Genomic DNA, 25,222 nt, shown 5'->3' on the forward strand with positions numbered 1-25,222 from the left:
TTCGAAATCCCTTGACTCCTGTTTACGTAAACAGGGATAGAAACAGCAAGTGTTTACGTAAACATATCGACAGGAGGCCGCCATGAGCATCCCCAGAACCGCCGTCATCGGCCTCGGCTCCATGGGCTACGGCATGGCGCAAAGCTGCCTGCGCGCGGGCCTCCCCACATGGGGGCAGGACATCAACCCCGATGCCATGGCGCGTTTCCAGTCCGAGGGCGGCCGGCCCGGACCGCTGCCCGCCGACCTCGACGCGGTCATGGTCGTCGTCCTGAACGCCGCCCAAACGGAATCCGTCCTCTTCGGCGAACAGGGCATCGTGGCCCGCCTCACCCCCGGCGCGGTCGTCCTCTCCTGCGCCACGGTCCCCCCGGCCTTCGCCCGCGACATGGAAGCGCGCTGCAAGGTCCAAGGCATCCACTACCTCGACGCGCCCATATCTGGCGGTGCCACGAAAGCGGCCCAAGGCAAACTCTCCGTCATGGCCTCCGGCACGCCCGAGGCCTTCGCCGCCGCGCGCCCCGTGCTGGACGCCTGCGCCGAAACCGTGTTCGAGCTGGGGGCCGAGGCCGGGCCGGGCTCCGCCATGAAGGCCGTCAACCAGCTGCTCGCCGGTGTCCACATCGCGACGATGGCCGAGGCCCTGACCTTCGGCATGACCCAGGGCGTAGAGCCCGCCCAATTCGTCGAGGTCATCTCCAAATGCGCGGGCACCTCGTGGATGCTGGAAAACCGCGCGCCGCATATCGTCGACGGCGATTACACGCCCCGCAGCCAGGTCAACATCTGGCCAAAGGATCTGGGCATCGTGCTGGACGTGGCGAAATCGGCGGGCTTCTCCGCGCCGATCACCGCCGCCGCGCTGCAACAATACATGGTCGCCGTGGGCATGGGGCTGGGCGGCGAAGACGACGCGGCCATCGCCAAGGTCTACGCCCGAAACGCGGGCCTGACTCTGCCGGAGGACAAGGCATGACAATTCTCGGCTGCATCGCGGATGATTTCACCGGGGCCACGGACCTCGCGGGCCTTCTGGCGCGCTCGGGCCTCCCCGTCTCCCTGCGCATGGGCATCCCCGACGAGGCTCCGACCGACACCGCGCCCTTCGAGGTCATCGCCCTGAAATGCCGTACCGCTCCGCTAGACGAGGCCGTGACCGAGACGCTCCGCGCGCTCGACTGGCTCCAAAGGGCGGGGGCGCAGCGCTTCTTCTGGAAATACTGCTCCACCTTCGATTCCACGCCGCAGGGCAACATCGGCCCCGTGGCCGAGGCGCTGATGCAGGCGCTCGGGACCAATCAAACCATCTACTGCCCCGCCTTCCCGGAAAACGGGCGCGCGATCTTCATGGGCAACCTCTTTGTCGGGCAGCAGCCCCTCGCCGAAAGCCCGATGAAGGACCACCCCCTGACCCCCATGCGGGACAGCAACCTGATGCGCCTGCTGCAACCGCAGGTCACGCGCCCCGTGGGGCTGGTGGACCGCCTGACAGTGGCGGGCGGCCCTGAGGCCATCCGCACCGCCATGGCCGCCACGGAGGCCGCGCATCTGGTCGTGGATGCCGTGGCGAACGAGGACCTCTACACCATCGCCGAGGCCTGCATGGACATGCCCCTGCTGACCGGGGGCAGCGCCATCGCCATGCCGCTCCCCGCGCTCTACCGCGCCGCCGGGATGCTGGGCGACAGCGCGGCCAGCTTCACGCCGCCGACCCTCGCGCCGCAGGCCGTGATCCTCTCGGGCAGCTGCTCGGCCATGACCAACCAGCAGGTCGCGCGTTACACCGCGACGGGTGCCCCCGCCCTGCGGCTCGACCCGCTGGACCTCGCGGAAAACGGTGTGCGACCGGCGCTGGACTGGCTGGCCCAACAGGACCTGACCCAAGCGCCCCTGATCTACGCCACCGCCGACCCCGATGCCGTGAAGGCGGCCCAAGCCACCCTTGGCCGCGCCCGCGCGGGCGAGATCGTGGAACAGGCCCTCGCCACGCTCGCCACCGCCGCCCGCGACGCAGGCGTGCGCCGCTTCGTCGTCGCGGGGGGCGAGACCTCCGGCGCTGTCACGCAAGCGTTGAACGTCGCGAGGCTGGATATTGGCAAGGAGATCGCCCCGGGCGTGCCGTGGACCTACTGCACCAGCGCGGGCCACGACCTTGCCCTGACGCTCAAATCCGGCAACTTCGGCGCGCCGACCTTCTTCTCCGACGCACTGGAGGCGCTATGACCGAGACCGCCCTGCGCGAACAGATCTGCCTGTTGGCCAAGTCGCTGTTTGACCGTGGTCTGACCCATGGCAGCACCGGCAATATCTCGGCCCGCACCGAGGACGGCGGGTTGCTGGTCTCTCCCACTGGCACCTCCTTTGGCCGTCTCGACCCCGCGCGGCTGTCGCGTTTCGACGCTGAAGGCCGCCACGTCGAAGGCGACAAGCCGACCAAGGAGATGCCGCTCCACACCGCCTTTTACGACACCCGCAGCACGGCGGGGGCGGTGGTCCACCTGCATTCCTGCCACGCCGTCGCCCTGTCGATGATGCCCGACGCGGACGAGGACAACTTCCTGCCCCCGCTCACCCCCTACGGGCTGATGAAGCTGGGGAAGGTCAAGCTCCTTCCCTTCTTCCTCCCCGGTGATCCGGCGATGGGCGAAGCCGTCCGGGGCCTTGCCGGCAAACGTTCGGCGGTGATGCTGGCCAACCACGGCCCCGTGGTGGCTGGCGCGGATGTCGAGGCCGCCGTCAACGCCATCGAAGAACTCGAGGACACCGCCCGCCTCGCGATGATGACGCGCGGCATGGGGGCGCGCGCCCTCACCGACCCTCAGATCAAAGCCCTCGTGACCAAGTTCAACGTGGAGTGGGACGCATGAAATTCTCCGCCAACCTCGGCTTTCTCTGGACCGACCGCCCGCTGCCCGACGCCATCCGCGCGGCGCATGCCGCAGGCTTCGACGCTGTAGAATGCCACTGGCCCTACGACACGCCCGCCGAGGCCACGCGCGCAGCCCTCGCAGAAACCGGCCTCCGGATGCTTGGCCTCAACACTGTCCGCGGCAACCCCGGCGAAAACGGCCTGTCGGCACTGCCGGGCCGCGAGGCCGACGCCCGCCAAGCCATCGACCAGGCCGTCGCCTACGCCACCGCCATCGACTGCGGCGCGATCCACGTCATGGCGGGTTTCGCCCAAGGCCCAGAGGCCCACGCGACCTTCCTCGCCAACCTCCGCTACGCCCGTGCGCAGGCCCCCGAGCAGATCACCCTCGTGATCGAGCCGCTGAACCGTCACGACGCTCCCGGCTATTTCTTGCAAACCACCGATCAGGCCGCCGCGATCATCGCGGAACTGGACCTGCCGGGCGTCAGGCTCATGTTCGACTGCTACCACGTGGGCCGCACCGAAGGGGACATCACCACGCGCTTCACAGCCCTCAAGCCCCTCATCGGCCACGTGCAGTTCGCCTCTGTCCCGGACCGCGCCGCGCCGGATCATGGCGAGGTAAACTACGCTTACGTCTTTGACCGCATCGCCGCCGAAGGCTGGGACCGTCCGCTTGGCGCAGAGTACAAACCCGGCGGGGACACCGACGCGACCCTCGGCTGGCTGGTAGCCTACCGGGCCTGAGGTCAAACCCCGCGATCGGCGCGACCTGCAACACCGTGCTCGACCCCTTCAGGATGAGGGGTGCGCCGAAAGGTCGCTCGACAAAGGTCTGGAGCGCTGTCCTTTCGGGGGCCGGGGGCGCTCGTGGAGCCGTTCACCGAGATGGGGTCTGGCGCTGCCCGTTCGGATGTGTGCTGGCCCGCGCGCGAAAATTGCAAAGATGGGGCATTGAAAACAAAGGATAAAAAATTGCGGACGGGGGCAAATTGTCGGCTGACAATTTATTGCGGCAGCAAATTGCCCGGTTCGGAAATGTCCAACGTGGGTGGCAAGATCAGACTGGCAGACGAGGGTATCGCAACCCTTGTGCCGCCGTGCGGTCAGCTTTCGTCGGGCTGCGCGCCGATGACGATACCGCCGTGCCGCGTCCGGGTTCCCGCGCCGCCGTTGCCGGACAGCCTCGACGCCCCCCCCTGCGTCGGTCCGGCGGACCAGATCCGTGATCCGCCCCGGCTGCGCGTGCGCCATGGGGCCAATGTCGGGTCAATATCGGGCCAATGATGACTTGCGTCGGGACGGCAATACACGTCTGTTGCACCATGACGTCTGGGACCAGATCGCGGAGCGGAGCCAGGCCATTACGCCGAAGCCGGGGGGCGTCGGGCGGGCGATGAAGCCGCCTGTCCCCCTGCAACGAGGCGAGGTGGCGCGCACCGGGATCGAAGCCCCGGCGTGATCGAAAATCGCATCGTCGCAGAGGTCTGACCCAATGATACACCTGTACGGCTCCGCCGGAAGCTGCTCTGTCGGCACCCGCATCCTGCTGGAGGAAGCGGGCGCCGATTACACCGCCCACACGCTCGATTTCGCCAAGAAAGAGCAGTTCTCGCCGGAATTTCGCGCCGTGAACCCAAAGGGCAAGGTGCCTGCCGTGGTGCGCCCGGACGGGTCCTTGCTGACCGAGTACCAGGCGATTGCCTTCTGGATCGCGGATACATTCCCGCAGGCCGGGCTGTTGCCGAACGACGCCGAGGCGCGGCTGCGCGTGATGGAGCTGATGGATTACATGGTGGCCTCCGTGCATATGCGCGGCTTCACCTTTGTCATCGTGCCGATGAAGTTCTCGCCGAACGCGCAGACCCAGGCGGATCTGGTGGAGCATGGTCGGGCGCAGATCGCCATCGGCTTTGAACAGCTGGCAGAGCGGCTGGAGGGTCACGGGTGGCTGGCGGGCGAGTATTCGGTCGCGGACAGCGTGCTGTTCTACATGACGCGCTGGGCGCTGTTGAAGGAGGTGCCGCTGCCGCCCGCCATTGCCGCGCATCACAACCGGATGCTGGACCGCCCGGCGGTTCAGCGCGCCATCGCGGGGCAGGGCATCACCGTGCCGCGGGCCTGAACGGATCTGAACGGGCCTGAACGGGCCTCAACGGGGGCAGGTGGTCCGGCATGCGCCCATCGCCGGTCTGGCGTTCCCGGTGGCGATCCTCTTGGCGGTCATGACCCTGATGCCCGGTGAGGTGCTGGTGGCGGGCGCGCTCTCGGGCCGTCGGCCCCGCGTGATGGCACCGGAGAGGGCCTCGGCTGCCTGCATGGCTGCCAGGGCTCGGTTCGGCACAGGGTGTAATTTGCCATTTAAATGGCGTGTGTGCCGGGCCAGCATTACATCGGTTCGTGCGTGGGGGCGATCTACGCCATCGGTCTTGCCATGATGCGCGCTTGTGCAGAATTTCTGTATATAACATTAAAATATTCGCTCTTTTGTTAAGATGTGATAAATGTGATGGTCCGGCATCTGGATGGGAGACCAGAGCTGGGCCGCAGAATGATGCTGCCATAGCCAATTGATGTTGGCCGATTGCCGAGTAAATCAGCCGACACGTTCGAGACTTGGGAGGATACCATGACATTCACACGGCGTACCGGTCTGGCCTTGTTGGCCGGCGTGGCCTTCGTGCCTTTTGCGGCCATGGCGCAAGAGGATTACCCGAACCGACCGATCACGCTGGTCGTGCCCTATGGCGCGGGCGGCACCACGGACGTTTCGGCCCGCCAGATGGCGACCATGGCGGAAAAGATCCTGGGTCAGCCCATCGTGGTGGAAAACCAGCCCGGCGCCAGCGGCACCAATGCAATGCGCGCGGTCGCATCGGCCGAGCCGGATGGCTACACGCTGATTGCCACCACGTCTTCGCCGTCCTTCGTCACCCCGGCCCTGCGGGACGTGGGATATGACCCGCTGGCGGATTTCACGGCGATCATGAATTATTCCGGCCCGTTCCACGGTGTGCTGGTGCCGGCGGATTCGCCCTATGACACGCTCGACGCCCTGATCGAGGGGGCCAAGTCCGGTGCCGTCACCTATGGGACAGCCGGTGCCATGGGCGGTGCGCATCTGGCCTTTGCCTCGGTCGCCAGGGAAACCGGCGCGACGTTGCAGCATGTGCCCTTCGACGGCGCGGCAAAGGCTACGGCGGCGGTGCTGGGTGGCCACGTGAACGCGGCGCTGGTCCCGGCCTACCGCGACCTGGTGAAGGACGGCCAGTTGCGCCTGCTCGGCGTGCTCGATGGTGCCAACGACCCGGATTTCCCCGACGCGCCAACGCTGAAAGAGGCCGGTCTGGCGGCAGAGTTCCCGTCCATCGTGGGCATCATGGCCCCCGACGGCACCGATCCGGCGATCATCGCCAAGCTCGAGGCCGCCTTCACCGAAGTCGCCGCGTCGGACGAGTTCGCGACCTTCATGACAGATCTCAGCCAGCCGGTGCGGATCATGTCCGGCGAGGATCTGGGCAAGACGATTGCAGAGAACCTGAACGCCTACCGCGAGATCGCCAAGGGTCTTGGCAATTGAGCAGCGAGACGGGGGGCGGGCTGTCCCGCCCCGGTTTTCGGCTGCTGACGACGGGCCTGCTGCTGGCGGCGGCGCTTGGGGCGATTGCCGTTCTGGACCGACAGATCGAGGTGTTCGGCTTTGGCGACAGCGGGCCGGATGCCCGCAGCTTTCCGCGTCTGGCGTTTTGGCTGCTGGCGGCGGTTCTGGCGCTGCGGCTGGTCCTGACGTTGCGGGCCGGGGACAGTCCGCTGGGCCGCCCCGTGCGGCTGGGCCGGGTGGCGGCCGTGGCGGTCTTCGTGGCGGCGTCCCTGTGGGTGATGCCGGTCACAGGCTTCTTCGTGGCGGCCGCCGGGACCGGGGTCGCCGTGGCGCTGGTGCTGGGCGAAAGACGCCCGCTGCCCCTGATCGTGCCCGTCCTGGCCGCCGCCCTCGTCGCCTACGGCGGGCGGCACGGGCTGAATATTCCTTTGCCCTGACAAGGACGTATGCCCGTGTTGCAGGACGCCTTCATTCAACTTCTGGACCTGTGGGTTCTGGTCGCGGCGCTGGTCGGCATCGTCGTGGGGATCGTCATCGGCGCGATCCCGGGGCTTGGGCCGACCATGGCCATCGCGCTGCTGATCCCGGTCACCTTCTCGATGGAGCCGATCCCGGCCATCATCCTGTTGCTGGGCGTCTACCAGGGCGCGATCTTTGGCGGGTCGATCTCGGCGGTGCTGCTGAACGTGCCGGGCACGCCGTCCTCGGCGGCAACGGCCATCGACGGGTTTGCCATGGCGCGGCGCGGCGAAGGCGGGCGGGCGTTGCGCCTTGCCCTCTACGCCAGCGTCTTTGGCAATATCTTCAGCTGCCTTGTCCTGATGGCACTGGCGGAACCGCTGGCGCGGTTCGCGCTGGATTTCGGCCCGGCGGAAATGGCGATGCTGATGCTGTTTGCCCTGCTGGTCATCGTTCTGTTCGGGGGAGGGTCAAGGCTGGACGCGCTCATCATGGTGCTGGTCGGCGCCTGTGCGGGCATCGTCGGTCTCGATCCGATCAGCGGCACGCCGCGCTTCACCTTCGGCTCCTTCGCCTTTGAGAACGGTTTCCAGTTGATCCCGGTGCTGATCGGCCTCTTTGCCATGTCCGAGGTCCTGTTGCAGGCCTTCGACCGCGAACCGCTGACGGGCGATGCCGAGATGCCACCGCTGCAATCCTCGGTCGTGCGGATGGCCGAGCTGTGGCGGATGCGCGTGACGCTGCTGCTGTCCTCGGTCATCGGCACCTTCGTCGGCATCCTGCCCGGCATCGGATCGACCGTCCCGGCCTTCATGAGCTACAACCTTGCGCGCGCCCGGTCCAGGGACCCGGAGCAGTTCGGCAAGGGCGCAGCCGAAGGCGTTGCGGCCCCCGAGGCCGCCAACAACGCTGTCACCGGCGGTGCGCTGGTGCCGACACTCGCTCTGGGCATTCCCGGCGATGCGGTCACGGCGGTGATCCTTGGGGCCTTCATGCTGCATGGGCTGGCGCCGGGGCCGTTCCTGTTCCGCGATCACGGGCTTGAAGTCTATGCCATCTTCGAGGCGCTGCTGCTGTCGTCGTTCCCGACGGTGATCCTTGGCCTGCTGCTGTTTCGCGTGGCGATCCATGTCACCCGCATCCAGCCGCGCCACCTGCTGCCGGCGATCACGATCCTCGCGATTTTCGGCGCATTCTCGGTGAACAACAGCCTGTTCGACGTCTGGGTGATGCTGGGCGCGGGCGTGCTGGGTTTCCTGTTCCGACGGTCGAATTTTCCGCTGCCACCGCTGTTGATCGGTCTGATCCTTGGCGCGCCGTTCGAGCAAAGCCTGCGGCAGGCGCTGCTGACCTCGGGCGGTGGCTACGGCATTTTTGTCGGTTCGCCCATTACGGTCGGGCTGGTCGGACTGATTGCGCTGTCGCTGGTCGTCAGCCTGGGCATTGGCCTGCGAAAGGGGCGGAAATGATTACCGACTGCCACCTGCATTCCTTCGCCAGGGAGGCCACGCCGGGGACCGGGGCCTATGTCCCGCCCGCCCGCGACATCCGCGATTATACGACCGAGGCTGCGCCGCTGGGCGTGCGCCGCGCGGTGGTGGTGCAGGCCTCGGTCGACGGGACGGACAACAGCCGCCTTGTCGCGGTGCTGGGGACGCAGGGCCCCGTCGCCCTGCGCGGCGTTGCCATGATCGGCGCCGATGCCGACCTGCCCGCCCTGCACGCCGCCGGTTTTCGCGCGACCCGCGTGCAGGACCGCGCGCGGCTGGGGGACAGCGCGCTTGCGTCCTTGCCGGAACTTGCGGACAGGGTGGCCGAGGTCGGCTGGCACATCGAACTGAACACCGAGCCGCGCAGTTTTGACCGGATTGCCGCGATGCTGCCGGGACTGCCTGCGGGCGTTCGGCTGGTGCTCGACCATATCGGCCATGTCGATCCCGCCGCGCCGGATGCGTTGTGCCGCCTGCTCGACACCGGGCGCGTCTGGGTGAAGCTGTCGCCGACGCGGATCAGCACCGACATCGGGCGCTACGCCGACCTGACCGCCCTGATCGGGCGCATCGGCACGGGGTTCCCCGAGCGGCTGCTTTGGGGGAGCGACTGGCCGCATGTGATGACCCCGGAGCCGCTGCCGGAGATCCCGCCGATGCTGGACCTCTGCCGCGCGGCGCTGAGCCGCGAGGCCTTTGACCGCTGCATGTGGGACAATCCCGAAGCCCTGTACGGGTTCTGACAGGGTCAAAGCGGGGGGCGGCGCCACGCCCCCGGTCTACAGCGCGCCGGAGAACATCGGCGCCCCCCTGATGCCGAGTTCCGATGGGAACTCTGCGCTCAGGATGCTGCCGCTGTCGCTTTCGGTGATGAAGAGGGTCCGCCCCTCCGGCCCGCCAAAGGCGCAGTTGGTCGTCCCCAGCCCGCGCGGGCTGCGCACCACGGCGATGGGCCGCCCGAGCGCATCATGTACCCAGACGAGGCCCATGCCGGTCTGGCACACCACCACGCCGCCCTCCGAGGTGAGCGCCAGCCCGTCCGGCCCCGCGCGCCCGCCGGAGAACTGGATGAACAGCCCCGCCTTGTTGACCCGCCCCGAGGGCGACAGGGGCAGACGCCAGACCGCATTGGCCCGCGTCACGGCGAGGAACAGCACGTGTTCGGCAAGGTCCAGCACCAGCCCGTTCGGGCTGGGCACCTTGTCGATCAGGCAGGTCAGGGCGCCGGTCTCTGGCTGCCATTTCCAGACGCGGCCCGAGGGGTCCTGAAGCCCGGTCTGGCCCTGATCCGTGAAATACAGCGCCCCGTCGCGGCCAAAATGCAGGTCATTGCAGCCCTTGAAGCTTTCGGTGTCGGCATCGCCCAATGCCTTGGTCACGGCTCCCGTGTCCGGATCGAGCAGCAGGATGCCGTTCTGGTAGTCGGCAAGGAAGATCCGCCCGTCGCGGTGGATTTTCAGGCCGTTGGGCTGGCCGTCGTATTCCGCGATCTGGGTGATCCGACCGTCCGGCGCGGCGCGGAACACGCGACCGAACGGGATGTCCACGAAGTACAGGTTGCCCTGGCGGTCAAACGACGGCCCTTCGAGGAAACTGTCGGCGGGCGCGCCGCGTCGGTTCTTTTCGGCCCAATAGGAGGGTTGCCCGGAGCGCCGCAGCGCGGCGGGCAGTTCGGTGAACACGTCGGCGTCGATGACGACCGGTTCGGGGAAGGGGTAGGTCTGCGTCATCCGAATGTGAACTCCGGCAGGAAGAGGGCAATGTCGGGCACGCCGATCAGCAGCAGCATGAAGGCCACGATGATGAGGAAGAAGGGCAGGGTGCCCATGATAACATCCTCGACCTTCACCTCGTCCGAGGAACTGGCCACGACAAAGAGGATCACGCCCAGCGGCGGTGTCAACTGGCCCAGCTCTACAAGGATCACCACGAAGACGCCGAACCAGATCGGGTCCACCTCCAGCGCCAGCAGCGCCGGGAAGATCACCGGCACGATGATCGCGATCATCCCCAGCCCCTCCATGAAGCAGCCGAGGATCGCGAAGACCACCATGACGATCAGCAGGAAGGTCAGCCGCGAGACATTCGCGTCTTCCAACCTGGCGACGAGGTCCTCACCGATGCCCGACAGCGCGGTGGCATAGGCAAAGATCATCGAGGTGAAGACGATGAACAGGATGTTGCCGGACATGGAGGCGGTGCGCGCCAGCGCGTCCTTGAGCAGTTGCAGGGTCAGTTTGCGGTAGAGGGCGGCAATCAGGATCGCGCCGACAGTGCCCACGGCCCCGGCCTCGGTCGGGGTGGCGAAGCCGCCGTAGATGCTGCCCAGCACGATCACGATCAGCATGAGGAAGGGCAGGATGTCCAGCAGCGCCCGGCCAAGGTCGCCCGCCGTGGCGCGGGTCTCGACCCGGGGGGCCAGCGCGGGGTTCATCAGCACGCGCGCCATGATGAACCCCATGTAGCACAGCGCCAGCAGGATGCCCGGCATCAGCCCGGCAGCGAACAGGCGTGCGATCGAGGTTTCCGTGAAGGTGGCGTAGATGATCATGGTGATCGAGGGGGGAATGAGGATGCCCAGCGTGCCGCCCGCGGCCAGTGACCCGGCCACAAGACGCTTGTCATAGCCGCGCGCCGACAGTTCCGGCAGGGCAACGGTGGACATGGCGGCGGCGGTGGGCGCAGAGCCGCCCGAGATCGCCGCAAAGATGCCGCTGCCCGCGATATTGGTGTGTAACAGCCCCCCCGGCAGCCGCCGCATGAAGGGCGCGACGCCGTTGTAGAGCCGTGTCGACAGGCCGGAACCGAGCAGGATTTCCGCCATCAGCACGAACAGCGGAATGGCGGCGAGGGTGAAACTGTTGGCCGCGCCCCAGCTGACGAGGCCCAGAGCCTTCCAGCCGCCAAAGCCCTTGAGCAGCCAGATATAGGCCAGCCCGGCACCGGCGACGGCGAATTGCACCCACATGCCGCCGACGATCAGGCCGATCAGCAGGCCAAAGGCAAGGATCGCTTCCATGGTTCAGTCCCCGGATTTGCGGAAGGTCAGCAGAAATTGCTCGACCAGAAAGAAGGCCAGCAGGGAAAATCCCAGCGGCAGCATGACCTGCGGAATCCACAAGGGCGTGCGCAGGACGGTGGGCGCGAATTTCCCGCGCGAGAAGGACGACAGCGACAGGTCCTTCGTCTTCCACGCGAGGATGACGCAGATCACCAGCGCGATCAGGACAAAGCCACGGATCAGCCAGCGGCGTGTGCCTTCGGGCCACTTGTCGAGCAGGAAATGCACCTGGAACAAGGCCTGGCCGCGCAGCGCCAGTGCCGCGCCAAAGAAGGTCAGGAAGACGACGCCGTAGCCCGTCAATTCCTCGGCAAAGCCCAGCGAATAGTTGAACCCGCCCCGCAGGAGCGCCTCGAGGCAGACGAGCGAGACCAGCGCCACCAGCACCGCGCCCGTCGCCACGCCAGTGACCCGCGCCACCGCATCGAAGAGGGGGCCGGCGGATACCGGCCCCTGTGTGTTTGCCCCGTGCATCTTACTTGCCGATGGCTGCGCGCACGGTGGCCAGCGCTTCGACGTACTCCGGCCCGTTTTCCTCGGCCCAGGCTTCCCAGAAGGGCGCGAGCTTTTCGGTGGCCATGGCGACGTCGCCCTCGGCGGAATCGACCAGCGTCATGCCCGCCTCGGCCTGCGACGCCTTCTGCACGCCCTCGTCCTCTAGGAATTCCTCGGTGGTTTTCGGGCCTTCCTCGGCGACGATGCCGCGTAGCGCGGCCTGCGCGTCCTCGGACAGCGCGGCAAAGCTGTCGGCGTTGGCGATGATCATGGAGTTGCCGTAGTTGACGGCAAAGCGGTAGTTGTAGGGCAGGAACTCGTGCCAGTTCTTTGCGCCGCCCGCCGAGGCGGTCAGCACGCCCTCGATCACGCCACGTTCCAGCGAAGTCGGCACCTCGGACCCGGACAGGGTGATCGGCGCGCCGCCGAAGGTCTCGACGAACTTGCCTTGCTCGGGCGAGGTCACGCGGATCTTGTGGCCGTCGAGATCAGCCAGCGAGGTCACCTCGAAGGTGGTAAAGATCGTCTGCTCCGGATAGCGGTAGCTGCCCAGCAGCACGACACCCTGCCCGGCAAAGGCCTCGACCAGCGTCGGTTCCATCGCGGCATAGGCCTTGGCCCATTGCGCGTCATTCTCGATCAGCATCGGCAGGTTCAGCACCCGCGCCAGCGGCACCGAGCCGGAAAAGAAGAAATCCGCCGCCATGTCGACAACGCCATCGCCCACCGCCTGCGTGATGTCGGCGGACGCGATCTGCAGGGTCTTGCCCAGATGCAGGTCGATGGTCAGGTCGGCCTCGGTGGCGGCGCGGTTGACAATGCGTTGCATCCCCTTGACGGCTGCGGTCGTGGAGACGGACGAATAGGTGTAGGCGGTCCATTCCTCGGCATGGGCGAGGGTTGCGGATGCGGCGATCAGCGCCGCGGCGCTCAGGGTCTTGAACATGTTGGTTTCCTCCGGGGTTTGAATAGGTCGGCCGGACGCGTTGGCCCGGCCATTCAAGTCAGTTCCAGGGTGTTTCGTCCCAGATCTTCTGTGTCACCGCGTCCTGTGCCGCGGCGGTTGCCGCGAAGTCGCTGCCCGCCATGAAGGCGATGGGGTTGCCCTGGGCTTCCATCATGGTCTGGAACTCGGGGTTTTCGTTCACGGCGGTCAGCGCGGCGCGCAGGCGGTCTGCCAGTGCCGGGTCCATCCCTGCCGGGGCCACGATGCCGCGCAGCGACGACATTTCCACGTCAAACCCCAGCTCCTTCGCGGTTGGCACGTCGGGGCTGAAGGGCGAGCGTTCGTCGGCCAGCACCGCCAGCACCCGCAGGTCGTCGGCAAAGCCCGAGGTCTGGCTCAGCGCCATGGTTCCGGCGGCGACGTGGCCGCCCATGATCGCCGTGCGCGCCATGGACGCGCCCTTGAACGGCACCAGCGTGAATTCGGAGCCGCTGGCCGCCGCCAGCATGTTGGCGCTGAAGTGATCGTTGCCGCCAAGGCTGGACAGACCCATCGTGATGGCACCCGGCTCGGCCATGGCGGCCTGGAGCAGCTCGCCCAGTGTCTGGAAGGGCGAGGTTGCGGCGACCGTCACCGTGTTCGGGTCATCGACGAAATTCGCCAGATAGGTAAAGCTGTCCACGCCGTAGTCTGCCTTGCGGTCCTTCGTCAGGGCCAGAGCGGCGGGCAGGTTGAAGGTGCCCAGCGTGTAGCCGTCGGGCGCGGCCTTCGCCACCTCGGTAAAGCCGATCTGGCCACCGGCGCCGGGCATGTTCTTGACCACCACGGACGCGCCGTCGCCCAGTTCCTTTTCGAGGAATTGCGCCACGGTGCGGGCCATGACGTCGGTGCCGCCACCGGCGGAGTAGCCGACGACGATCTCGATGGGCTTTTCCGGGTAGTCTGCCAGCGCCGTCGTGGCCGACAGGGCCAGCGCAAGCGCGATGAGGGTTTTCTTCATGACGGTATCCTCCCGTTATCATGTGCGAAAATCTGTTGGTCGATGCCGTAGGTCCGGGCGGCGCTGCGCCAGAACAGGGCGTCTTTGTCATCCTGGCCCAGAGGCGCGGCCAGACGCTTGAAGGCGTTCCACAGCGCCCGGTAGCCGAACTGCCCCTTGTCGACGGGGAAGTTGCTTTCGAACATCGCGCGATCCGGGCTGAAAAGGTCGAGGCAGGTCTCCACCCATGGCTGCCAGTCCTGCGCCAGCGTTTCGGACTTTGGCGGCAGCGCCGCGTCGGCATAGCGCCAGCCAAACACGCGCAGCCCGAAACCGCCGATCTTGATCCGCGTGTTGGGCAGGGCGGCGACCGACGCAAGCGCCGCGCGCCAGTCGTGGAAATTGTCCGGGTCGAAGCGGTCATGCTGGCCGACACCGAGCGGGCCGCCGCAGTGATCGACGATGACGGTCAGGTCCGGCAGGGCGCGGGCCAGCGCGCGGACCTCGTCCAGTTGCGTCTCGTAGGCCCAGACGTCGAGGCACAAACCCGCACCGGCCACCGCCCGCGCGCCTGCGAGGAAGGCCGCGCTGCGCAGCAAGCCATCGGGGGGCGGGGCGGGATTGGACTGCACCGCCGGATCGGCGTGCCAGGCGGTGCTGTTGCGGATGCCCTTCACCCGGCCCTGTCCGGCCTCGGTCAGCGCTTCCAGCACCGGGCGCACGGCATCGCCCAGTTGCAGGTCCGCCATGGCGACGATCCCCGCCGGGAAGCGGTCCTGCCCGCGTGTCCAGTCCAGCACGGTCTCGACCTCGCCCACGGGGCGCAGCGGCTCGGGGCCGTCGGTCCGATACCCGGTGCGACACTGGACATAGAGGCTTGCCCGCACATCATGGCCAGCCCGCACATCCGCCATCAGCTCTGCCGCGCGATACCGGCCTTCGGGGCGATCCCACAGGTGGTGGTGCGCGTCCAGGATGGGTTGCCCCGGCGCAAGGATGTCCTCCTGCGCCAGGGCGAGCCAATCCTCGCGGACGGTATGGTGCGGGCTGGCGGTCATGCCGGCTTGCGGCTGTCGATCAGGCGCTTCTTCAGTGTCGGGCCGACGATCACGGCGATGGTCAGCGCGACGAGAACAAGGCTGGTCACGTTCTGGAACAGGATCGACGGGTCGCCGCGTCCGATCCGCAGGGCAAGGCGCAGGTTTTCCTCGGCAAAGCCACCCAGGATCAGGCCCAGCACGACGGGCGGCAGCGGGAACTTCAGCCGGTCCATGACCCAGCCGATCGCACCGAAGCCCAGCATCAGGTAGACGTCGAACATGCGGCCATGGATCGAGTAGACGCCGATCAGCATGAGCACGATGATGACGGACCCCAACAGGGGGCGCGGCAGGTTCAGCAGGCGCGCAAAGGAGTTGGTCGCCAGCGAGCCGCCCAGCAGAACCAGCAGGATCGCGCCGAACAGGAACTGCCACATGAAGCCGAAGACCACGTCCGGATTGTCCCGGAACAGCATCGGCCCCGGTTGCAGCCCGTGGACCAGAAGCCCCCCGAGCATGACCGCCGCGACGGCGGTGCCGGGGATGCCCAGCGTCAGGGCGGGGATCAGCGCCGACGCGGTATCGGCGTTGTTGGCAACCTCGGCGGCGGCGACGCCCTCGGGTTCGCCCTCGCCCCAGGTGTCGGGGGTCTTCGAGGCACGGCGCGCTTCGTTGTAGGACATGAAGGCCGCCATGGACCCGCCCGCACCGGGCAGGATGCCGATCCAGATCCCGATGAAGGACCCGCGCAGCCATGTCTTCCAGTAGGATTTCATGCGCGGCAGCGCCTTCCAGATCGTTTCGGTCCCCAGTTTCGAGCTGTTGACGCCGTCGGTTTTCAGCGGCGTTTCCAGCAGGTCGATCACCGGCGGCAGCGCGTAAAGGCCGACCAGAAGGATCACGATGTTGATGCCGTCCAGCATCTCCAGCTGGCCGAAGGTGAAACGGTCGTTGCCATAGATCGGGTCAGAGCCGATCACCGATACGAAGACCCCGAAACAGGCCGAGATCAGCCCTTTGACCGGGTTGCCACCCAGAAGGAAGATGATCGAGGCAAGGCCGAAGACCGCGACCCAGAACACCTCGGACGGGCCGAACAGCAGCGTGACTTTCGACAGCGGCGGCGCGAGCAGCATCAGCGCAAAGGCCGAGGCAATGCCGCCGATCGAGGAGGACACCACCGCGACCTGAAGGGCAAAGCCGCCTTCGCCTTTCTGCGCCATGGGATAGCCGTCAAAGGTGGTGGCCACGGCGGCGGGCGTGCCGGGAATGCGCAGCAGCACGGCGGGTATCGCGCCGCCGTACATGGCACCGTTGTAGATGCCAGCCATCAGGCCGAGCGCGACCAGCGGTTCGAGGCCGAAGGTGAAGGGAACCAGGACGGAAATCGCCATGGTGGCGGAGAGGCCCGGCATGGCCCCCACGACGATGCCGGCGACCACGCCGATGATGACGGCGGCGAAATTCGCAAGGGCAAAGACGTTGGGCAGGGCGTGCAGAAGATCGGAATACATAGTTCAGCGCCCCCACAGACGGCCGGCGGGAAAGTCCTGGCTCATCCCGAAATCGAAGATCGCCCAGATGGTTCCGACCACGATCACCGTCGCGATCAACAGGCCAAGGGGGCTGCGGTAGCCAAAGATCCAGGCCACCAGCGGGATTGTCAGGGCTGTGCTGACGTAGAAGCCGATGAAATCGGTGGCGAGCGCATAGGCGACGATCAGCAGGAAGGCACCGATGACGCTTTTGGGCGATTTGGTCATGGGCTGCGCGGGTTGGCCCGCAGCGGCCTTGCGCTGGTCGGCGACCAGCAGAAGCACCGACAGGACGATCAGGCCGATCAGCATCGCGGCGGGCAGCAGCGCGGAGATCGGGCGCATGTCGGTGGTGGGGATCAGGAATCCGGCGGCGACCACGATGATGCCGAGCGCCGTCAGGGTCTCGGGCCGGGTCAGGCGGGAAGTGCGGCTCTCGGGCATGGGAGTGCTCTTGATGTCAGGGGATGGGGGGGCGTGAGGGCGGGTGGGCCACCCTCACGCAAAGGACCTCGGGTCTCCGGGGCCTCAGTTCCAGGGAGTGGTTTCCCACACGCCCTTGGCGAGGTCGTAGAGGTCCGAGGTCAGCTGCTTGAACTCGTCGCCGGTCACGACTTCGACCGGGTTGGCGGTCGCGGCCATGGCGTCGAGGAATTCCTGATCGCCAGACAGTTGCGAAAAGGCATTCAGCAGCTTGGCCTGCACGTCCTCGGGCAGACCGGCCGGGGCGATGAAGCCGCGCAGCGAGCCGTTCACGAGGTCGAGGCCCTGTTCCTGAAAGGTGGGCAGGTCCGGGGCAAATTGCGAGCGTTCCTTCGTGGCGACGCCCAGCACGTTCAGCTGGTCCTGGAATTCGGCCACTTCCGAAATGTTGAGGATGCCCATGGCAACGTGACCGCCCAGCAGCGCGGTGCGGGCCGGGGCGGACCCCTTGAACGGCACGATCGTGAACTCTGTCTCGGTGGCGTTCTGCAGCTTGATCAGCGCGAAGTGGTCGTCGCCGCCCAGAGACGACATGCCGACCGTGATCGCGCCGGGATTGGCCTTCGCCTCTTCGAGCAGCTTGTCGAGCGTGTCGAGGCCGCTGTTTTTCGAGGTGACGATCACGTTCGGGTCATTCACCACGTTGGCCAGGTAGGTAAAGCTGTCGCGGTCGTATTCCGCCTCGCGGTCGATGGTGCGTGCCATCATGCCCGGCAGGTTGAAGGTGCCGAGAGTGTAGCCGTCGGGATCGGCATTGGCCGCCTCGGTCACACCGATCTGGCCAGAAGCGCCGGGCACGTTCTTGACAACGAGGCTGGCGCCCTCGCCCAGGTATTTCTCGATGAACGGTGCCGCGGTACGGGCCATCACGTCGGTGCCGCCGCCCGCGGAATAGCCGACGATCACCTCGATGGGCTTTTCGGGATACTCGGCCAGCGCCGCCCCGGCGGCGAGGATCATCGCGCCGGCAATTGTGGTCTTCCTGAAGATGTTGAGCATGTCACTCCTCCTGTTCATGCGTGTGGTTCAGTCTTGCGGCAGGGCGCAGCCGCGCTCGCGCAGCGCGCGGTCGACCCAGCTGCGGTCGTTGGTGCCCGCCTCGATGGCGGCCATTTGCTTGATCTCGGCGGCGGATTTCGCCTGCGTGGCCTTCAGGATCGCCTCGGCCTCGTCGATGGGCACGCAGAGCACACCGTCGCTGTCGCCGATGATGATGTCGCCGGGATGGATCACCATGCCGTCGATGGCGATGGGCACGTTGAGTTCGCCGGGGCCGTCCTTGTAGGGACCGCGATGGGTGACACCCGCCGCCCAGGTCGGCAGGTTCGTCTCGCGGAAATTGTCCAGATCGCGGATCGCGCCGTTGATGACGAAACCGACGACGCCCTTCTTGATCGCATAGGCGAGCATCAGTTCGCCCATCAGGGCATTGTCCAGCGCGCCGCCCGCATCGACGACGATCACGTCGCCGGGGACCGCCCGGTCGATGGCCGCGTGCAGCATCAGGTTGTCGCCGGGACGCGCCTTGACCGTCAGGGCGACGCCCGCCATGCCACCACTCGTGTGCATCGGGCGCAGGGTCGGTCCGGCGGCGGTCATGCGCGACATGCTGTCGGACACGTTGGCAACGGGCAGCCTGGCGAATGCGGCGACGATGTCCGCAGGGGCGACACGGTCGCGGTTGAGGATACGGAACCCGATGGTCATGGTCATTTCTCCACGCTGGCGAGATCAGCCTGTGCGGCGGCCAGCAGTTTTCGGTTGATGATGCGTTCGGGGGCGACGGCTTCGCCCGCGAGAACCTGGAAGATCCCGCGCACCGCCTCGACGCCGACACGGGCGCCCGCCTGACGGGTCACGCCGCCGATATGCGGCGTCAGCACGATTTCCGGCAGGGCAAAGAAAGGATGGTCGGCGGCGGGCGGCTCCACCGCGAAGGTGTCCAGACCGGCACCTGCCAGATGGCCAGAGCGGATCGCCGCGACCAGCGCCGCCTCGTCGATGAGCCCGCCGCGCGCGGTGTTGATGACGTAGGACCCCGCAGGCATCCGTGCCAGCGCGTCGGCATTCAGGATGCCGCGCGTCTGGTCCGTCAGGGGGCAATGCAGGGACAGGATGTCCGAGCGCGCCAGCAGGTCCTCGACCGTTTCACAGCGGGTGACACCCAGATCCGAAAAGGCAGCATCGGGCGCGTAGGGGTCATAGCCTGCCAGCGTCAGGCCCAGCCCTTTCGCCATGCGACCGGTCGCCTGTGCAATCGCCCCCATGCCCATCAGGCCCATGGTGGACCCGGCGATCTCGCGGCCCGCGAAGCCCGGCTTTTCCCAACGCCCCGCCCGCAGCCCTGCATCCAGCGGCAGCACGCGCTTCACCGCCGCCAGCAGCAGCGCAATGGCGTGTTCGGCGACCGACACCGCGTTGGCCCCGGTTGCGACCAGCACCGGAATGCCACGTTCGGCGGCCGCCGCGATGTCGATGTTGTCGACGCCGACCCCGTGTTTCGAGATCACCTTGAGCTGCGGCGCGGCGTCCATGACGGCGGCATCGAGCCGCCCCATCCGGGACACGATGCCCTGTGCGCCGGTCTTTTGCAGGTATTCGGAAATCACCGCGCTGTCGGCATAGGCCGGGGTATGCACCGTCTGGTAGCCGTGCTCTGCCACCAGGCGGGCAGCCGCCGGGTCGAGATCGGGCCCCGTTACGAGGATTGTCTTGCTCATCGCGCATGTCTCCATAGCGTCCCGAAGCGTCGGGGCGCGCCATTTCGTCGTGTTGTCTGTCGATTGGTCCGCGGCGGTCTCCCCAACCGGCCCACGGTACTCCTCCTTGGACGGGCACCCTAAAGCCAAGAATGTCTTCACAAAAGCGCGGAATTCTGGTTATTAGATTCAGTAAAACTGGATATGATGATGGATACGCGGCAGCTGAGAACCCTTTTGGCCATTCAGTCCCATGGCACCTTCGCGCAGGCCGCAGATGCGGTCGGCCTCACCCCTTCGGCTGTCAGCCAACAGGTCCACGCGCTTGAGGACGAGTTGCGCGTCATCATCTTCGACCGCAGCAGCCGACCGCCCAAGATCACGCCCGAAGGGACGCAGGTGCTTGAAATGGCGCGCGACATCCTGCGCCGCGAGGAGGACACGAAGGCCAGCCTGCGCGGCGACCAGATCGCCGGGACGCTGATGCTGGGGTCGGTGCGGTCCAGTGCGCTGAACCTGCTGCCCCGCGCGCTGGTCCAGATGCGCCAGCGCTACCCGGACCTGAAGCCGAACCTGAGGGTATCGCTGTCCTCGACGCTGATCGCGGACGTGGCGGCGGGGCGGCTGGATGCCGCCATCGTGGCCGAACACCTCGGCATCCCCAGTTCTTTGCGCTGGAGCCCGTTCCTGCGCGAACCGCTTTGGCTGATCGCGCCGCGCGGCATGGAGGCGCGCGATCCCATCGCCTTGCTGAACGCGCGTCCGTACATCCGCTTTCGCAGCGCCGTGCCGTTGGCAAACCTGATTGATACCGAATTGTCGCGCCTTGGGGTGGTGACGAACGACGTCGCCGAGATGGACACCATCGGGTCGATCGTCACGGGTGTGCGGCAGGGTCTGGGCATTTCGGTGGTGCCGCATGTGGCGCTGCAGGACCCCGAGGATGTGAACATCACGCGTCTTCCCTTTGGCAATCCGCAGGTCAACCGCCAGATCGGCATCGTGGAACGGACCGCGGCACCGCGTGCCGAGATCATCGCGCTCTTGCATGCGGTTCTTGCAGAACTCTGCGGGCCACATGGCGTGGAACGCGCGGCACGATCCTGACCAGATCGAAGGGGCGCGAAAGGCCAAAGAGCTTGTGTGTCGCCCGTTCCTGCGCCGCCCCTCGCATCACGCGCAACAAACGCCCGCAATCGCGCAAAATGTGGCTGGCGCCGGTGGTTTACGACAGTCTGATGCGGGGCCGGTTCGGGGATGGCCCGCGCAGGATCAGAGGGGCAGCGGGGCCGGCAGGCAGACGCGACGACCGGAGGGCGTGGTTTCGACCGTCACCGGCAGGCCGTAGGCAGCACTGAGGGACGCGCCGGTGAGCGCCTCTTGTGCCGGGCCGTCCGCCAGAACGCCGCCGTGTTTCATCAGCAGCACCCGCGCCTCGAGCGCAAAGGCCTGATCGGGGTCGTGGGTTGACAGGATCACCCCGCGCCCGGCTGCCTCTGCCGCGCGGGCCAGCGTCGCGACCCGCGCCAGCACCTGCGCCTCGTTGCCGAAGTCGAGGCTGGCCGTCGGCTCGTCCATGACGATCAGCGGCGCGTCCTGTGCCAGCGCCCGCGCGATCAGCACCAGTTGCCTCTGGCCGCCGGACAGCAGCGAGTAGTCGCGCTCTGCAAGGTCGGCGATGCCGAGTTGAGCCAGTGCCTCCTCCGCTGCGGCATGATCGGCCTGCCCGGGTTGGGCGAAGGCTCCGAGACGTGCGGTGCGTCCCATCAGCACGACATCGCGCACGGCAAAGGGAAAGGGCGGCGCATGGGCCTGTGGCACGTAGGCAATGGCGCGCGCGATCTCGGCCCGGGTCATCGCCGTGATCGGCCTGCCGCCGAGCAGCACCGTGCCGTCCAAGGCGGGCAGAAGCCCCAGAAGGGTGCGAAACAGCGTGGTCTTGCCGCAGCCGTTCGGGCCGAGCAGGCAGAGGATCTCGCCCGCTTGCACGCGCAGCGTCAGCCCGCGCCCGAGAACGGTTCTGCCATGGCCGATGGCGAGGTCGCGCGCCTCCAGCATCACGACCACCCCCGGCGGCCCCGCGCCAGCAGCCAGACGAAGAAGGGCGCGCCGATGACGGCGGTGAGCACGCCCAAAGGCACTTCGACCGCCGCGATGGTCCGGGCCAGCGTGTCGACCACCAGCAGGTAGCCCGCGCCGATCAGCGCCGAGACCGGCAGAAGCCGCCCGAACCCCGGCCCGACCAGCATCCGCGCGATATGCGGGATCACCAGCCCGACCCAGCCGACCACCCCCGCCAGCGCGGTGACGCTGGCCGTGACCAGCGTGGCGGCGGCGATGACGACAAACCGCGTGCGCCCGGTCTCGATCCCGAGCGCGCGGGCCTCCTCGTCGCCGAGCGACAGCACGTTGATCCGCCAGCGCAGCAGCACCAGCGGCACCAGCCCGAGCGCCACGGCGGGCAGCGCCGGCAGGATGTCCCGCGTGGTGATCGAGGCGAGCGAGCCGAGCAGCCAGAAGGTGATGGCGGGCAATTGGTCGTAGGGGTCGGCCATGACCTTCAGCAGGGAGGTCGCGGCCCCGGCGAGCGCCCCCACCACGACACCCAGCAACACCAGCGTCAGCGTGCGGTCGGCGTGGCGCACCAGCGCGCCGACGAGCATCACCACGCCCACCGCTGCCATGCCGCCCGCGAAGGCCGCGCCCTGGATCGCCGCCACCGGCAGCGACAGGAAGATGCCCGCCACCGCGCCCAGGCCCGCGCCCGCCGAGACGCCGAGAATGTCGGGCGAGACAAGCGGGTTGCGGAACAGCGCCTGGTAACAGGCCCCGGCGGAGGCCAGTGCCGCGCCGACTATGAGCGCCGCGCCGACACGCGGCAGGCGGATGTTCCAGACGACGATCTTCGCCTGCGGCTCGCCCCGGCCCAAGAGCGCCGAGAGCACCTGTGCGGGCGTCAACCCGTAAGGCCCGATCATCACCGCGCCGAAGGCCAGCACCACCAACACCAGCGCCAGCCCCCCGGCCAGCGAGAGGCTGGGGGCGTGCGCCCCACGCGACGCGGCGAACGGGGCGGTCATTCGGGCGGACGTCCTTCGGCCCATTCCAGCAGCCCTTCCAGGTCTTCGTCGCTCAGATCGACGTGGTAGTAGAGGTTGTAGAAGGCGCGGGTCTCGGCCCGCAGGTCGCCGCCGCCCTGTTCGGACCAGCGCTCAGGATAGAGCAAACCCGCCATCCATGTGAGGCCCATCATGCGGTTGAGCGACGGTGGCCGGTCGATCCAGCCGAAGGGGGCCGTGGGCGACAGGAATACCCGCCCTTTCTGCACCGCGTCGATCCCCTGCCAGAGCGGGTCATCCTGCACGGCGGCAAAGAAATTCTGGTCCCATGTCACGATGGTGTCGGGGTTGGCGACGATCACCTGTTCCATCGAGGCGTTCACCAGCCCCTTTGTCGCGCCGCCGTCGTCGGCGACGTTGCGGCCACCGGCGCGCTCGATGATCTCGGTGTTGATCGAGCCCTTCATCCCGGTTTCCAGCCCCTCCGGCCCACGGGCAAGGTAGACGCGCGGGCGGGCGTCTTCGGGCACCTCGGCCAGCAGGGCGTCGAGCCGGGCGAACCGCGCCTCCACGTCCTGTGCCAGCGCCTCGCCGCGCTCCGGCACGCCGAGCGCCCCGCCGAGGACGCGCAGCGCCTCTGCCGTGTTGTCGAAGCGCCCGTCGATCAGCAGGTAGGGGATGCCGGTCTGTTCCTGCACCCGGTCGGCGAGGTCGATGTAGGTGTCGCGGACCGAGCCGAAATCGACGATCAGGTCGGGCTTGATCTTCAGCACGGCTTCGAGGTTCGCCTCGCCGCCGCGCCCGGTCAGCCGCCCGGTTTCCGGCAGATCGCGGTAGGGCTCGGCCACATAGGCGCGTTCTTCGGGGCGCAGGGCGCGCGGCCAGCCGGTCAGCGCCTCGGGTTTGAGGACATAGACCAGCACCGACGCAGGCGGCCCGGCGGCAAAAACCGTGGTCACGGTGTCGGGCACCTCGACCACGCGCCCGGCGCTGTCGGTCACGCTGCGCGCATGGGCGGGGGAAACGAGCGCCAGGAGCGCGAGGAGCGTCAGGAGAGGGCGCATGTCAGCCTCCGTTCGCGGTGTCGAAGCCGTAGCCGGCCAGCACGGCCTGCCCCTCGGGGGACAGGATGAAATCGGCCAGCGCCTGCGCGGCCTCCGGCGCATCCGCCAGCACGGTCAGCCCGTAATCGGCCCCGACCGACAGCGCTTTTGGGATCTGCACGATCTGCAATTCGGGCAGTTCGCGCTGCGCCAGCACGGCGTTGGTGCAATAGGTCAGGAAGACATCCGCCTTGTCGCCGCCCATCACCCAGGCATAGGGATTGCGGCCCTCGGGGGGCTGCGCGCTGTCCGGCCCGCCGGTCAGGTGCAGCGCCTTGTCCTTGAGTGCCTCGGCATGGCCGGACTTGTCGAAAAGCGCCATGGCATAGTCGCCCGCCGGGTCCGCTCCGGGCGTCGAGGTGCCAAGCCGCGTGCCCTTATCCAGCATCACGTCGAGAAGCGTCTCGCCGCTCACCGTCACCTTTGGTTGCGCCAGAGCACAAAGCCTGTTGCGGGCAAAGAGCTGCACGGGGCCACCTGTGCCCGCCTCGGCCAGCTTTTGCGGGTGCGCCATGTTGGCGGAGGCGAAGACATGCGCCGTCTCGCCTGCCTCGATACGCTCGCGCATCAGCCCGGAGGGGCCGAAGGTTGTCGTCACGGGCGTGCCCGTGGCGGCGGTGAAGGTGGTTGCCACGTCGGTGAGCGCGGCCTTCAGGCTGCCCGCTGCGTAAAGGGAAACATCCTGCGCCATGGCAGGTGTCACGGTCATGGCGACAAGGATGGCAAGAATAGGGGTCCGAAACATGAGGTTCCTCTGGTCATGGTGATGGTCATGGTCAATCAGGCAGTCTGGCTGTCGCCGGGCTGTGGCGGGGCCTTGGGCGTAAAGGCGCAGCGGTCCGGTTTGAGGTCGATCAGGGGCGTGCCATCGACACAGTCGAGCCCCTGCACATGCAGGACGCCGCCCTCGATCCGCAGGAGCCGCACGATCGACGTCCCGATCGGGTTGGGCCGCGCCGGCGAACGCAGGGCGAAGGTGCCGACGGTTTTGCCATCGCTGCGCGGGCTTTGCGTAATCAGGTCGCGGCGGCTCTGGTCGAGCCAGTAGAGCACCTCGACCGTTGGATAGGCCTCCAGCCCCCGCAGCGCGCCGTGCCAGAGCGGGTCGAGGTCTATCCGGCATTCCGGCCCGTCGATTCGCCCCTGCCGGGGGCAGTCCTCGCGCGTGGTCCAGGGCGTGCGGATCCGGCCAATAAAGCGCAACGCGGCGTCCGACGCCGGTCCGGAGTGGACAAAAGTCTCGTTCGGTCGCAATTCCATGAAACTCTCCTGAACGCGTTCGGAAATTATGCAGTACATTGGTCAGAGCGCCCGTAGGGATTTCCGATGTGTGGCGCAGAGTGAATTGGAAACAATATAAATTACAGACTTGAAATTCGGCGCAGGCGGCGCAACGGATG

27 protein-coding genes are annotated in these 25,222 nt (G+C 67.3%); 11 read left to right on the forward strand and 16 right to left on the reverse strand.

What is annotated here, in order from left to right:
* The first annotated feature begins 82 nt into the window (after window positions 1-82).
* From ltnD to ACP16H_RS09895, 10 genes are all read left to right on the forward strand, one after another.
* Window positions 83-976, forward strand: coding sequence for an L-threonate dehydrogenase (gene ltnD, locus ACP16H_RS09850; RefSeq protein WP_425072110.1), 894 nt, complete (start codon window positions 83-85; stop codon window positions 974-976).
* Window positions 973-2,223: a 3-oxo-tetronate kinase gene (otnK, locus tag ACP16H_RS09855; protein ID WP_425072111.1), complete on the forward strand. Its 1,251-nt coding sequence runs from the start codon at window positions 973-975 to the stop codon at window positions 2,221-2,223. The genes ltnD and otnK overlap by 4 nt, the downstream gene beginning before the upstream one ends.
* Window positions 2,220-2,867 (forward strand): aldolase, encoded by a 648-nt coding sequence (locus ACP16H_RS09860; protein WP_425072112.1) that lies wholly within the window; start codon window positions 2,220-2,222, stop codon window positions 2,865-2,867. The genes otnK and ACP16H_RS09860 overlap by 4 nt, the downstream gene beginning before the upstream one ends.
* Window positions 2,864-3,619 carry a hydroxypyruvate isomerase family protein gene (locus tag ACP16H_RS09865; protein ID WP_425072113.1) on the forward strand — a complete coding sequence of 252 codons (756 nt, stop codon included), beginning with the start codon at window positions 2,864-2,866 and terminating at the stop codon, window positions 3,617-3,619. Before ACP16H_RS09860 ends, ACP16H_RS09865 begins: the two co-directional genes overlap by 4 nt.
* 514 nt (window positions 3,620-4,133) lie before the next feature.
* A complete protein-coding gene (locus tag ACP16H_RS09870; RefSeq protein WP_425072114.1) occupies window positions 4,134-4,334 on the forward strand; it encodes a hypothetical protein in 201 nt (66 codons plus the stop codon).
* Between the two features lie 33 nt (window positions 4,335-4,367).
* Window positions 4,368-4,997 (forward strand): glutathione S-transferase family protein, encoded by a 630-nt coding sequence (locus ACP16H_RS09875; RefSeq protein WP_425072115.1) that lies wholly within the window; start codon window positions 4,368-4,370, stop codon window positions 4,995-4,997.
* A 504-nt stretch (window positions 4,998-5,501) separates the two neighbouring features.
* Complete coding sequence (locus ACP16H_RS09880; RefSeq protein ID WP_425072116.1) at window positions 5,502-6,452, forward strand: Bug family tripartite tricarboxylate transporter substrate binding protein; 951 nt, start codon at window positions 5,502-5,504, stop codon at window positions 6,450-6,452.
* The gene (locus ACP16H_RS09885) at window positions 6,449-6,910 is read left to right on the forward strand and encodes a tripartite tricarboxylate transporter TctB family protein (protein ID WP_425072117.1); all 462 of its coding nucleotides are present in this window, start codon (window positions 6,449-6,451) and stop codon (window positions 6,908-6,910) included. The genes ACP16H_RS09880 and ACP16H_RS09885 overlap by 4 nt, the downstream gene beginning before the upstream one ends.
* Before the next feature lie 15 nt (window positions 6,911-6,925).
* On the forward strand, window positions 6,926-8,401 hold the full coding sequence (locus tag ACP16H_RS09890) for a tripartite tricarboxylate transporter permease (RefSeq protein WP_425072118.1): 1,476 nt from the start codon (window positions 6,926-6,928) through the stop codon (window positions 8,399-8,401).
* Window positions 8,398-9,165 carry an amidohydrolase family protein gene (locus ACP16H_RS09895; RefSeq protein ID WP_425072119.1) on the forward strand — a complete coding sequence of 256 codons (768 nt, stop codon included), beginning with the start codon at window positions 8,398-8,400 and terminating at the stop codon, window positions 9,163-9,165. The genes ACP16H_RS09890 and ACP16H_RS09895 overlap by 4 nt, the downstream gene beginning before the upstream one ends.
* A gap of 36 nt (window positions 9,166-9,201) precedes the next feature.
* Here the strand turns inward: ACP16H_RS09895 and ACP16H_RS09900 are convergent, their stop codons facing one another.
* The 11 genes from ACP16H_RS09900 to ACP16H_RS09950 form a co-directional block, all read right to left on the reverse strand.
* Window positions 9,202-10,152 (reverse strand): SMP-30/gluconolactonase/LRE family protein, encoded by a 951-nt coding sequence (locus ACP16H_RS09900; protein WP_425072120.1) that lies wholly within the window; start codon window positions 10,150-10,152, stop codon window positions 9,202-9,204.
* Entirely contained in the window at window positions 10,149-11,441 is a 1,293-nt protein-coding gene (locus ACP16H_RS09905; RefSeq protein WP_425072121.1) for a TRAP transporter large permease, read from the reverse strand. The genes ACP16H_RS09900 and ACP16H_RS09905 overlap by 4 nt, the downstream gene beginning before the upstream one ends.
* 3 nt (window positions 11,442-11,444) lie before the next feature.
* On the reverse strand, window positions 11,445-11,957 hold the full coding sequence (locus ACP16H_RS09910) for a TRAP transporter small permease (protein ID WP_425072122.1): 513 nt from the start codon (window positions 11,955-11,957) through the stop codon (window positions 11,445-11,447).
* A gap of 1 nt (window position 11,958) precedes the next feature.
* On the reverse strand, window positions 11,959-12,924 hold the full coding sequence (dctP, locus tag ACP16H_RS09915) for a TRAP transporter substrate-binding protein DctP (RefSeq protein ID WP_425072123.1): 966 nt from the start codon (window positions 12,922-12,924) through the stop codon (window positions 11,959-11,961).
* A 58-nt stretch (window positions 12,925-12,982) separates the two neighbouring features.
* Entirely contained in the window at window positions 12,983-13,924 is a 942-nt protein-coding gene (locus tag ACP16H_RS09920; RefSeq protein WP_425072124.1) for a tripartite tricarboxylate transporter substrate binding protein, read from the reverse strand.
* On the reverse strand, window positions 13,921-14,961 hold the full coding sequence (locus ACP16H_RS09925) for an amidohydrolase family protein (RefSeq protein ID WP_425072125.1): 1,041 nt from the start codon (window positions 14,959-14,961) through the stop codon (window positions 13,921-13,923). Before ACP16H_RS09925 ends, ACP16H_RS09920 begins: the two co-directional genes overlap by 4 nt.
* Window positions 14,958-16,457, reverse strand: coding sequence for a tripartite tricarboxylate transporter permease (locus ACP16H_RS09930; protein ID WP_425072126.1), 1,500 nt, complete (start codon window positions 16,455-16,457; stop codon window positions 14,958-14,960). Before ACP16H_RS09930 ends, ACP16H_RS09925 begins: the two co-directional genes overlap by 4 nt.
* A 3-nt stretch (window positions 16,458-16,460) precedes the next feature.
* Window positions 16,461-16,922: a tripartite tricarboxylate transporter TctB family protein gene (locus ACP16H_RS09935; RefSeq protein ID WP_425072127.1), complete on the reverse strand. Its 462-nt coding sequence runs from the start codon at window positions 16,920-16,922 to the stop codon at window positions 16,461-16,463.
* 84 nt (window positions 16,923-17,006) lie between these two features.
* Window positions 17,007-17,960, reverse strand: coding sequence for a Bug family tripartite tricarboxylate transporter substrate binding protein (locus ACP16H_RS09940; protein WP_425072128.1), 954 nt, complete (start codon window positions 17,958-17,960; stop codon window positions 17,007-17,009).
* 27 nt (window positions 17,961-17,987) lie between these two features.
* The gene (locus tag ACP16H_RS09945) at window positions 17,988-18,674 is read right to left on the reverse strand and encodes an RraA family protein (RefSeq protein ID WP_425072129.1); all 687 of its coding nucleotides are present in this window, start codon (window positions 18,672-18,674) and stop codon (window positions 17,988-17,990) included.
* Complete coding sequence (locus ACP16H_RS09950; protein ID WP_425072130.1) at window positions 18,671-19,681, reverse strand: hydroxyacid dehydrogenase; 1,011 nt, start codon at window positions 19,679-19,681, stop codon at window positions 18,671-18,673. The genes ACP16H_RS09945 and ACP16H_RS09950 overlap by 4 nt, the downstream gene beginning before the upstream one ends.
* 189 nt (window positions 19,682-19,870) lie before the next feature.
* Between ACP16H_RS09950 and ACP16H_RS09955 the strand changes: the two genes are divergently transcribed.
* Complete coding sequence (locus ACP16H_RS09955; RefSeq protein WP_425072131.1) at window positions 19,871-20,767, forward strand: LysR family transcriptional regulator; 897 nt, start codon at window positions 19,871-19,873, stop codon at window positions 20,765-20,767.
* Between the two features lie 165 nt (window positions 20,768-20,932).
* Here the strand turns inward: ACP16H_RS09955 and ACP16H_RS09960 are convergent, their stop codons facing one another.
* The 5 genes from ACP16H_RS09960 to tsaA are packed head-to-tail and all read right to left on the reverse strand — an operon-like array spanning window position 20,933 to window position 25,082.
* Window positions 20,933-21,718: an ABC transporter ATP-binding protein gene (locus tag ACP16H_RS09960; protein WP_425072132.1), complete on the reverse strand. Its 786-nt coding sequence runs from the start codon at window positions 21,716-21,718 to the stop codon at window positions 20,933-20,935.
* Window positions 21,718-22,764, reverse strand: a complete 1,047-nt coding sequence (locus ACP16H_RS09965) for a FecCD family ABC transporter permease (RefSeq protein ID WP_425072133.1) — start codon at window positions 22,762-22,764, stop codon at window positions 21,718-21,720. Before ACP16H_RS09965 ends, ACP16H_RS09960 begins: the two co-directional genes overlap by 1 nt.
* Complete coding sequence (locus ACP16H_RS09970) at window positions 22,737-23,783, reverse strand: iron ABC transporter substrate-binding protein (RefSeq protein ID WP_425072134.1); 1,047 nt, start codon at window positions 23,781-23,783, stop codon at window positions 22,737-22,739. Before ACP16H_RS09970 ends, ACP16H_RS09965 begins: the two co-directional genes overlap by 28 nt.
* A 1-nt stretch (window position 23,784) precedes the next feature.
* Window positions 23,785-24,567, reverse strand: coding sequence for a molybdate ABC transporter substrate-binding protein (locus ACP16H_RS09975; RefSeq protein WP_425072135.1), 783 nt, complete (start codon window positions 24,565-24,567; stop codon window positions 23,785-23,787).
* Between the two features lie 35 nt (window positions 24,568-24,602).
* A complete protein-coding gene (gene tsaA / locus ACP16H_RS09980) occupies window positions 24,603-25,082 on the reverse strand; it encodes a tRNA (N6-threonylcarbamoyladenosine(37)-N6)-methyltransferase TrmO (RefSeq protein WP_425072136.1) in 480 nt (159 codons plus the stop codon).
* Between the last annotated feature and the right edge of the window lie 140 nt (window positions 25,083-25,222).

The organism is Sagittula sp. S175, assembly GCF_049800975.1.
GTDB lineage: Bacteria > Pseudomonadota > Alphaproteobacteria > Rhodobacterales > Rhodobacteraceae > Sagittula.

Excerpts from the sequence above, each read along its gene's own strand:
- dctP (WP_425072123.1), bottom strand. The coding sequence starts at position 12,924 with ATGTTCAAGACCCTGAGCGCCGCGGCGCTGATCGCCGCATCCGCAACC.
- otnK (WP_425072111.1), top strand. The coding sequence starts at position 973 with ATGACAATTCTCGGCTGCATCGCGGATGATTTCACCGGGGCCACGGAC.
- ACP16H_RS09880 (WP_425072116.1), top strand. The coding sequence starts at position 5,502 with ATGACATTCACACGGCGTACCGGTCTGGCCTTGTTGGCCGGCGTGGCC.
- ACP16H_RS09930 (WP_425072126.1), bottom strand. The coding sequence starts at position 16,457 with ATGTATTCCGATCTTCTGCACGCCCTGCCCAACGTCTTTGCCCTTGCG.
- ACP16H_RS09925 (WP_425072125.1), bottom strand. The coding sequence starts at position 14,961 with ATGACCGCCAGCCCGCACCATACCGTCCGCGAGGATTGGCTCGCCCTG.
- ACP16H_RS09960 (WP_425072132.1), bottom strand. The coding sequence starts at position 21,718 with ATGCTGGAGGCGCGCGACCTCGCCATCGGCCATGGCAGAACCGTTCTC.
- ACP16H_RS09860 (WP_425072112.1), top strand. The coding sequence starts at position 2,220 with ATGACCGAGACCGCCCTGCGCGAACAGATCTGCCTGTTGGCCAAGTCG.
- ACP16H_RS09905 (WP_425072121.1), bottom strand. The coding sequence starts at position 11,441 with ATGGAAGCGATCCTTGCCTTTGGCCTGCTGATCGGCCTGATCGTCGGC.
- ACP16H_RS09895 (WP_425072119.1), top strand. The coding sequence starts at position 8,398 with ATGATTACCGACTGCCACCTGCATTCCTTCGCCAGGGAGGCCACGCCG.
- ACP16H_RS09910 (WP_425072122.1), bottom strand. The coding sequence starts at position 11,957 with ATGCACGGGGCAAACACACAGGGGCCGGTATCCGCCGGCCCCCTCTTC.
- ltnD (WP_425072110.1), top strand. The coding sequence starts at position 83 with ATGAGCATCCCCAGAACCGCCGTCATCGGCCTCGGCTCCATGGGCTAC.
- ACP16H_RS09935 (WP_425072127.1), bottom strand. The coding sequence starts at position 16,922 with ATGCCCGAGAGCCGCACTTCCCGCCTGACCCGGCCCGAGACCCTGACG.
- ACP16H_RS09975 (WP_425072135.1), bottom strand. The coding sequence starts at position 24,567 with ATGTTTCGGACCCCTATTCTTGCCATCCTTGTCGCCATGACCGTGACA.
- ACP16H_RS09900 (WP_425072120.1), bottom strand. The coding sequence starts at position 10,152 with ATGACGCAGACCTACCCCTTCCCCGAACCGGTCGTCATCGACGCCGAC.
- ACP16H_RS09950 (WP_425072130.1), bottom strand. The coding sequence starts at position 19,681 with ATGAGCAAGACAATCCTCGTAACGGGGCCCGATCTCGACCCGGCGGCT.
- ACP16H_RS09965 (WP_425072133.1), bottom strand. The coding sequence starts at position 22,764 with ATGGGCCGAAGGACGTCCGCCCGAATGACCGCCCCGTTCGCCGCGTCG.
- ACP16H_RS09940 (WP_425072128.1), bottom strand. The coding sequence starts at position 17,960 with ATGCTCAACATCTTCAGGAAGACCACAATTGCCGGCGCGATGATCCTC.
- ACP16H_RS09955 (WP_425072131.1), top strand. The coding sequence starts at position 19,871 with ATGGATACGCGGCAGCTGAGAACCCTTTTGGCCATTCAGTCCCATGGC.
- ACP16H_RS09865 (WP_425072113.1), top strand. The coding sequence starts at position 2,864 with ATGAAATTCTCCGCCAACCTCGGCTTTCTCTGGACCGACCGCCCGCTG.
- ACP16H_RS09875 (WP_425072115.1), top strand. The coding sequence starts at position 4,368 with ATGATACACCTGTACGGCTCCGCCGGAAGCTGCTCTGTCGGCACCCGC.
- tsaA (WP_425072136.1), bottom strand. The coding sequence starts at position 25,082 with ATGGAATTGCGACCGAACGAGACTTTTGTCCACTCCGGACCGGCGTCG.
- ACP16H_RS09920 (WP_425072124.1), bottom strand. The coding sequence starts at position 13,924 with ATGAAGAAAACCCTCATCGCGCTTGCGCTGGCCCTGTCGGCCACGACG.
- ACP16H_RS09970 (WP_425072134.1), bottom strand. The coding sequence starts at position 23,783 with ATGCGCCCTCTCCTGACGCTCCTCGCGCTCCTGGCGCTCGTTTCCCCC.
- ACP16H_RS09870 (WP_425072114.1), top strand. The coding sequence starts at position 4,134 with ATGTCGGGTCAATATCGGGCCAATGATGACTTGCGTCGGGACGGCAAT.
- ACP16H_RS09945 (WP_425072129.1), bottom strand. The coding sequence starts at position 18,674 with ATGACCATGACCATCGGGTTCCGTATCCTCAACCGCGACCGTGTCGCC.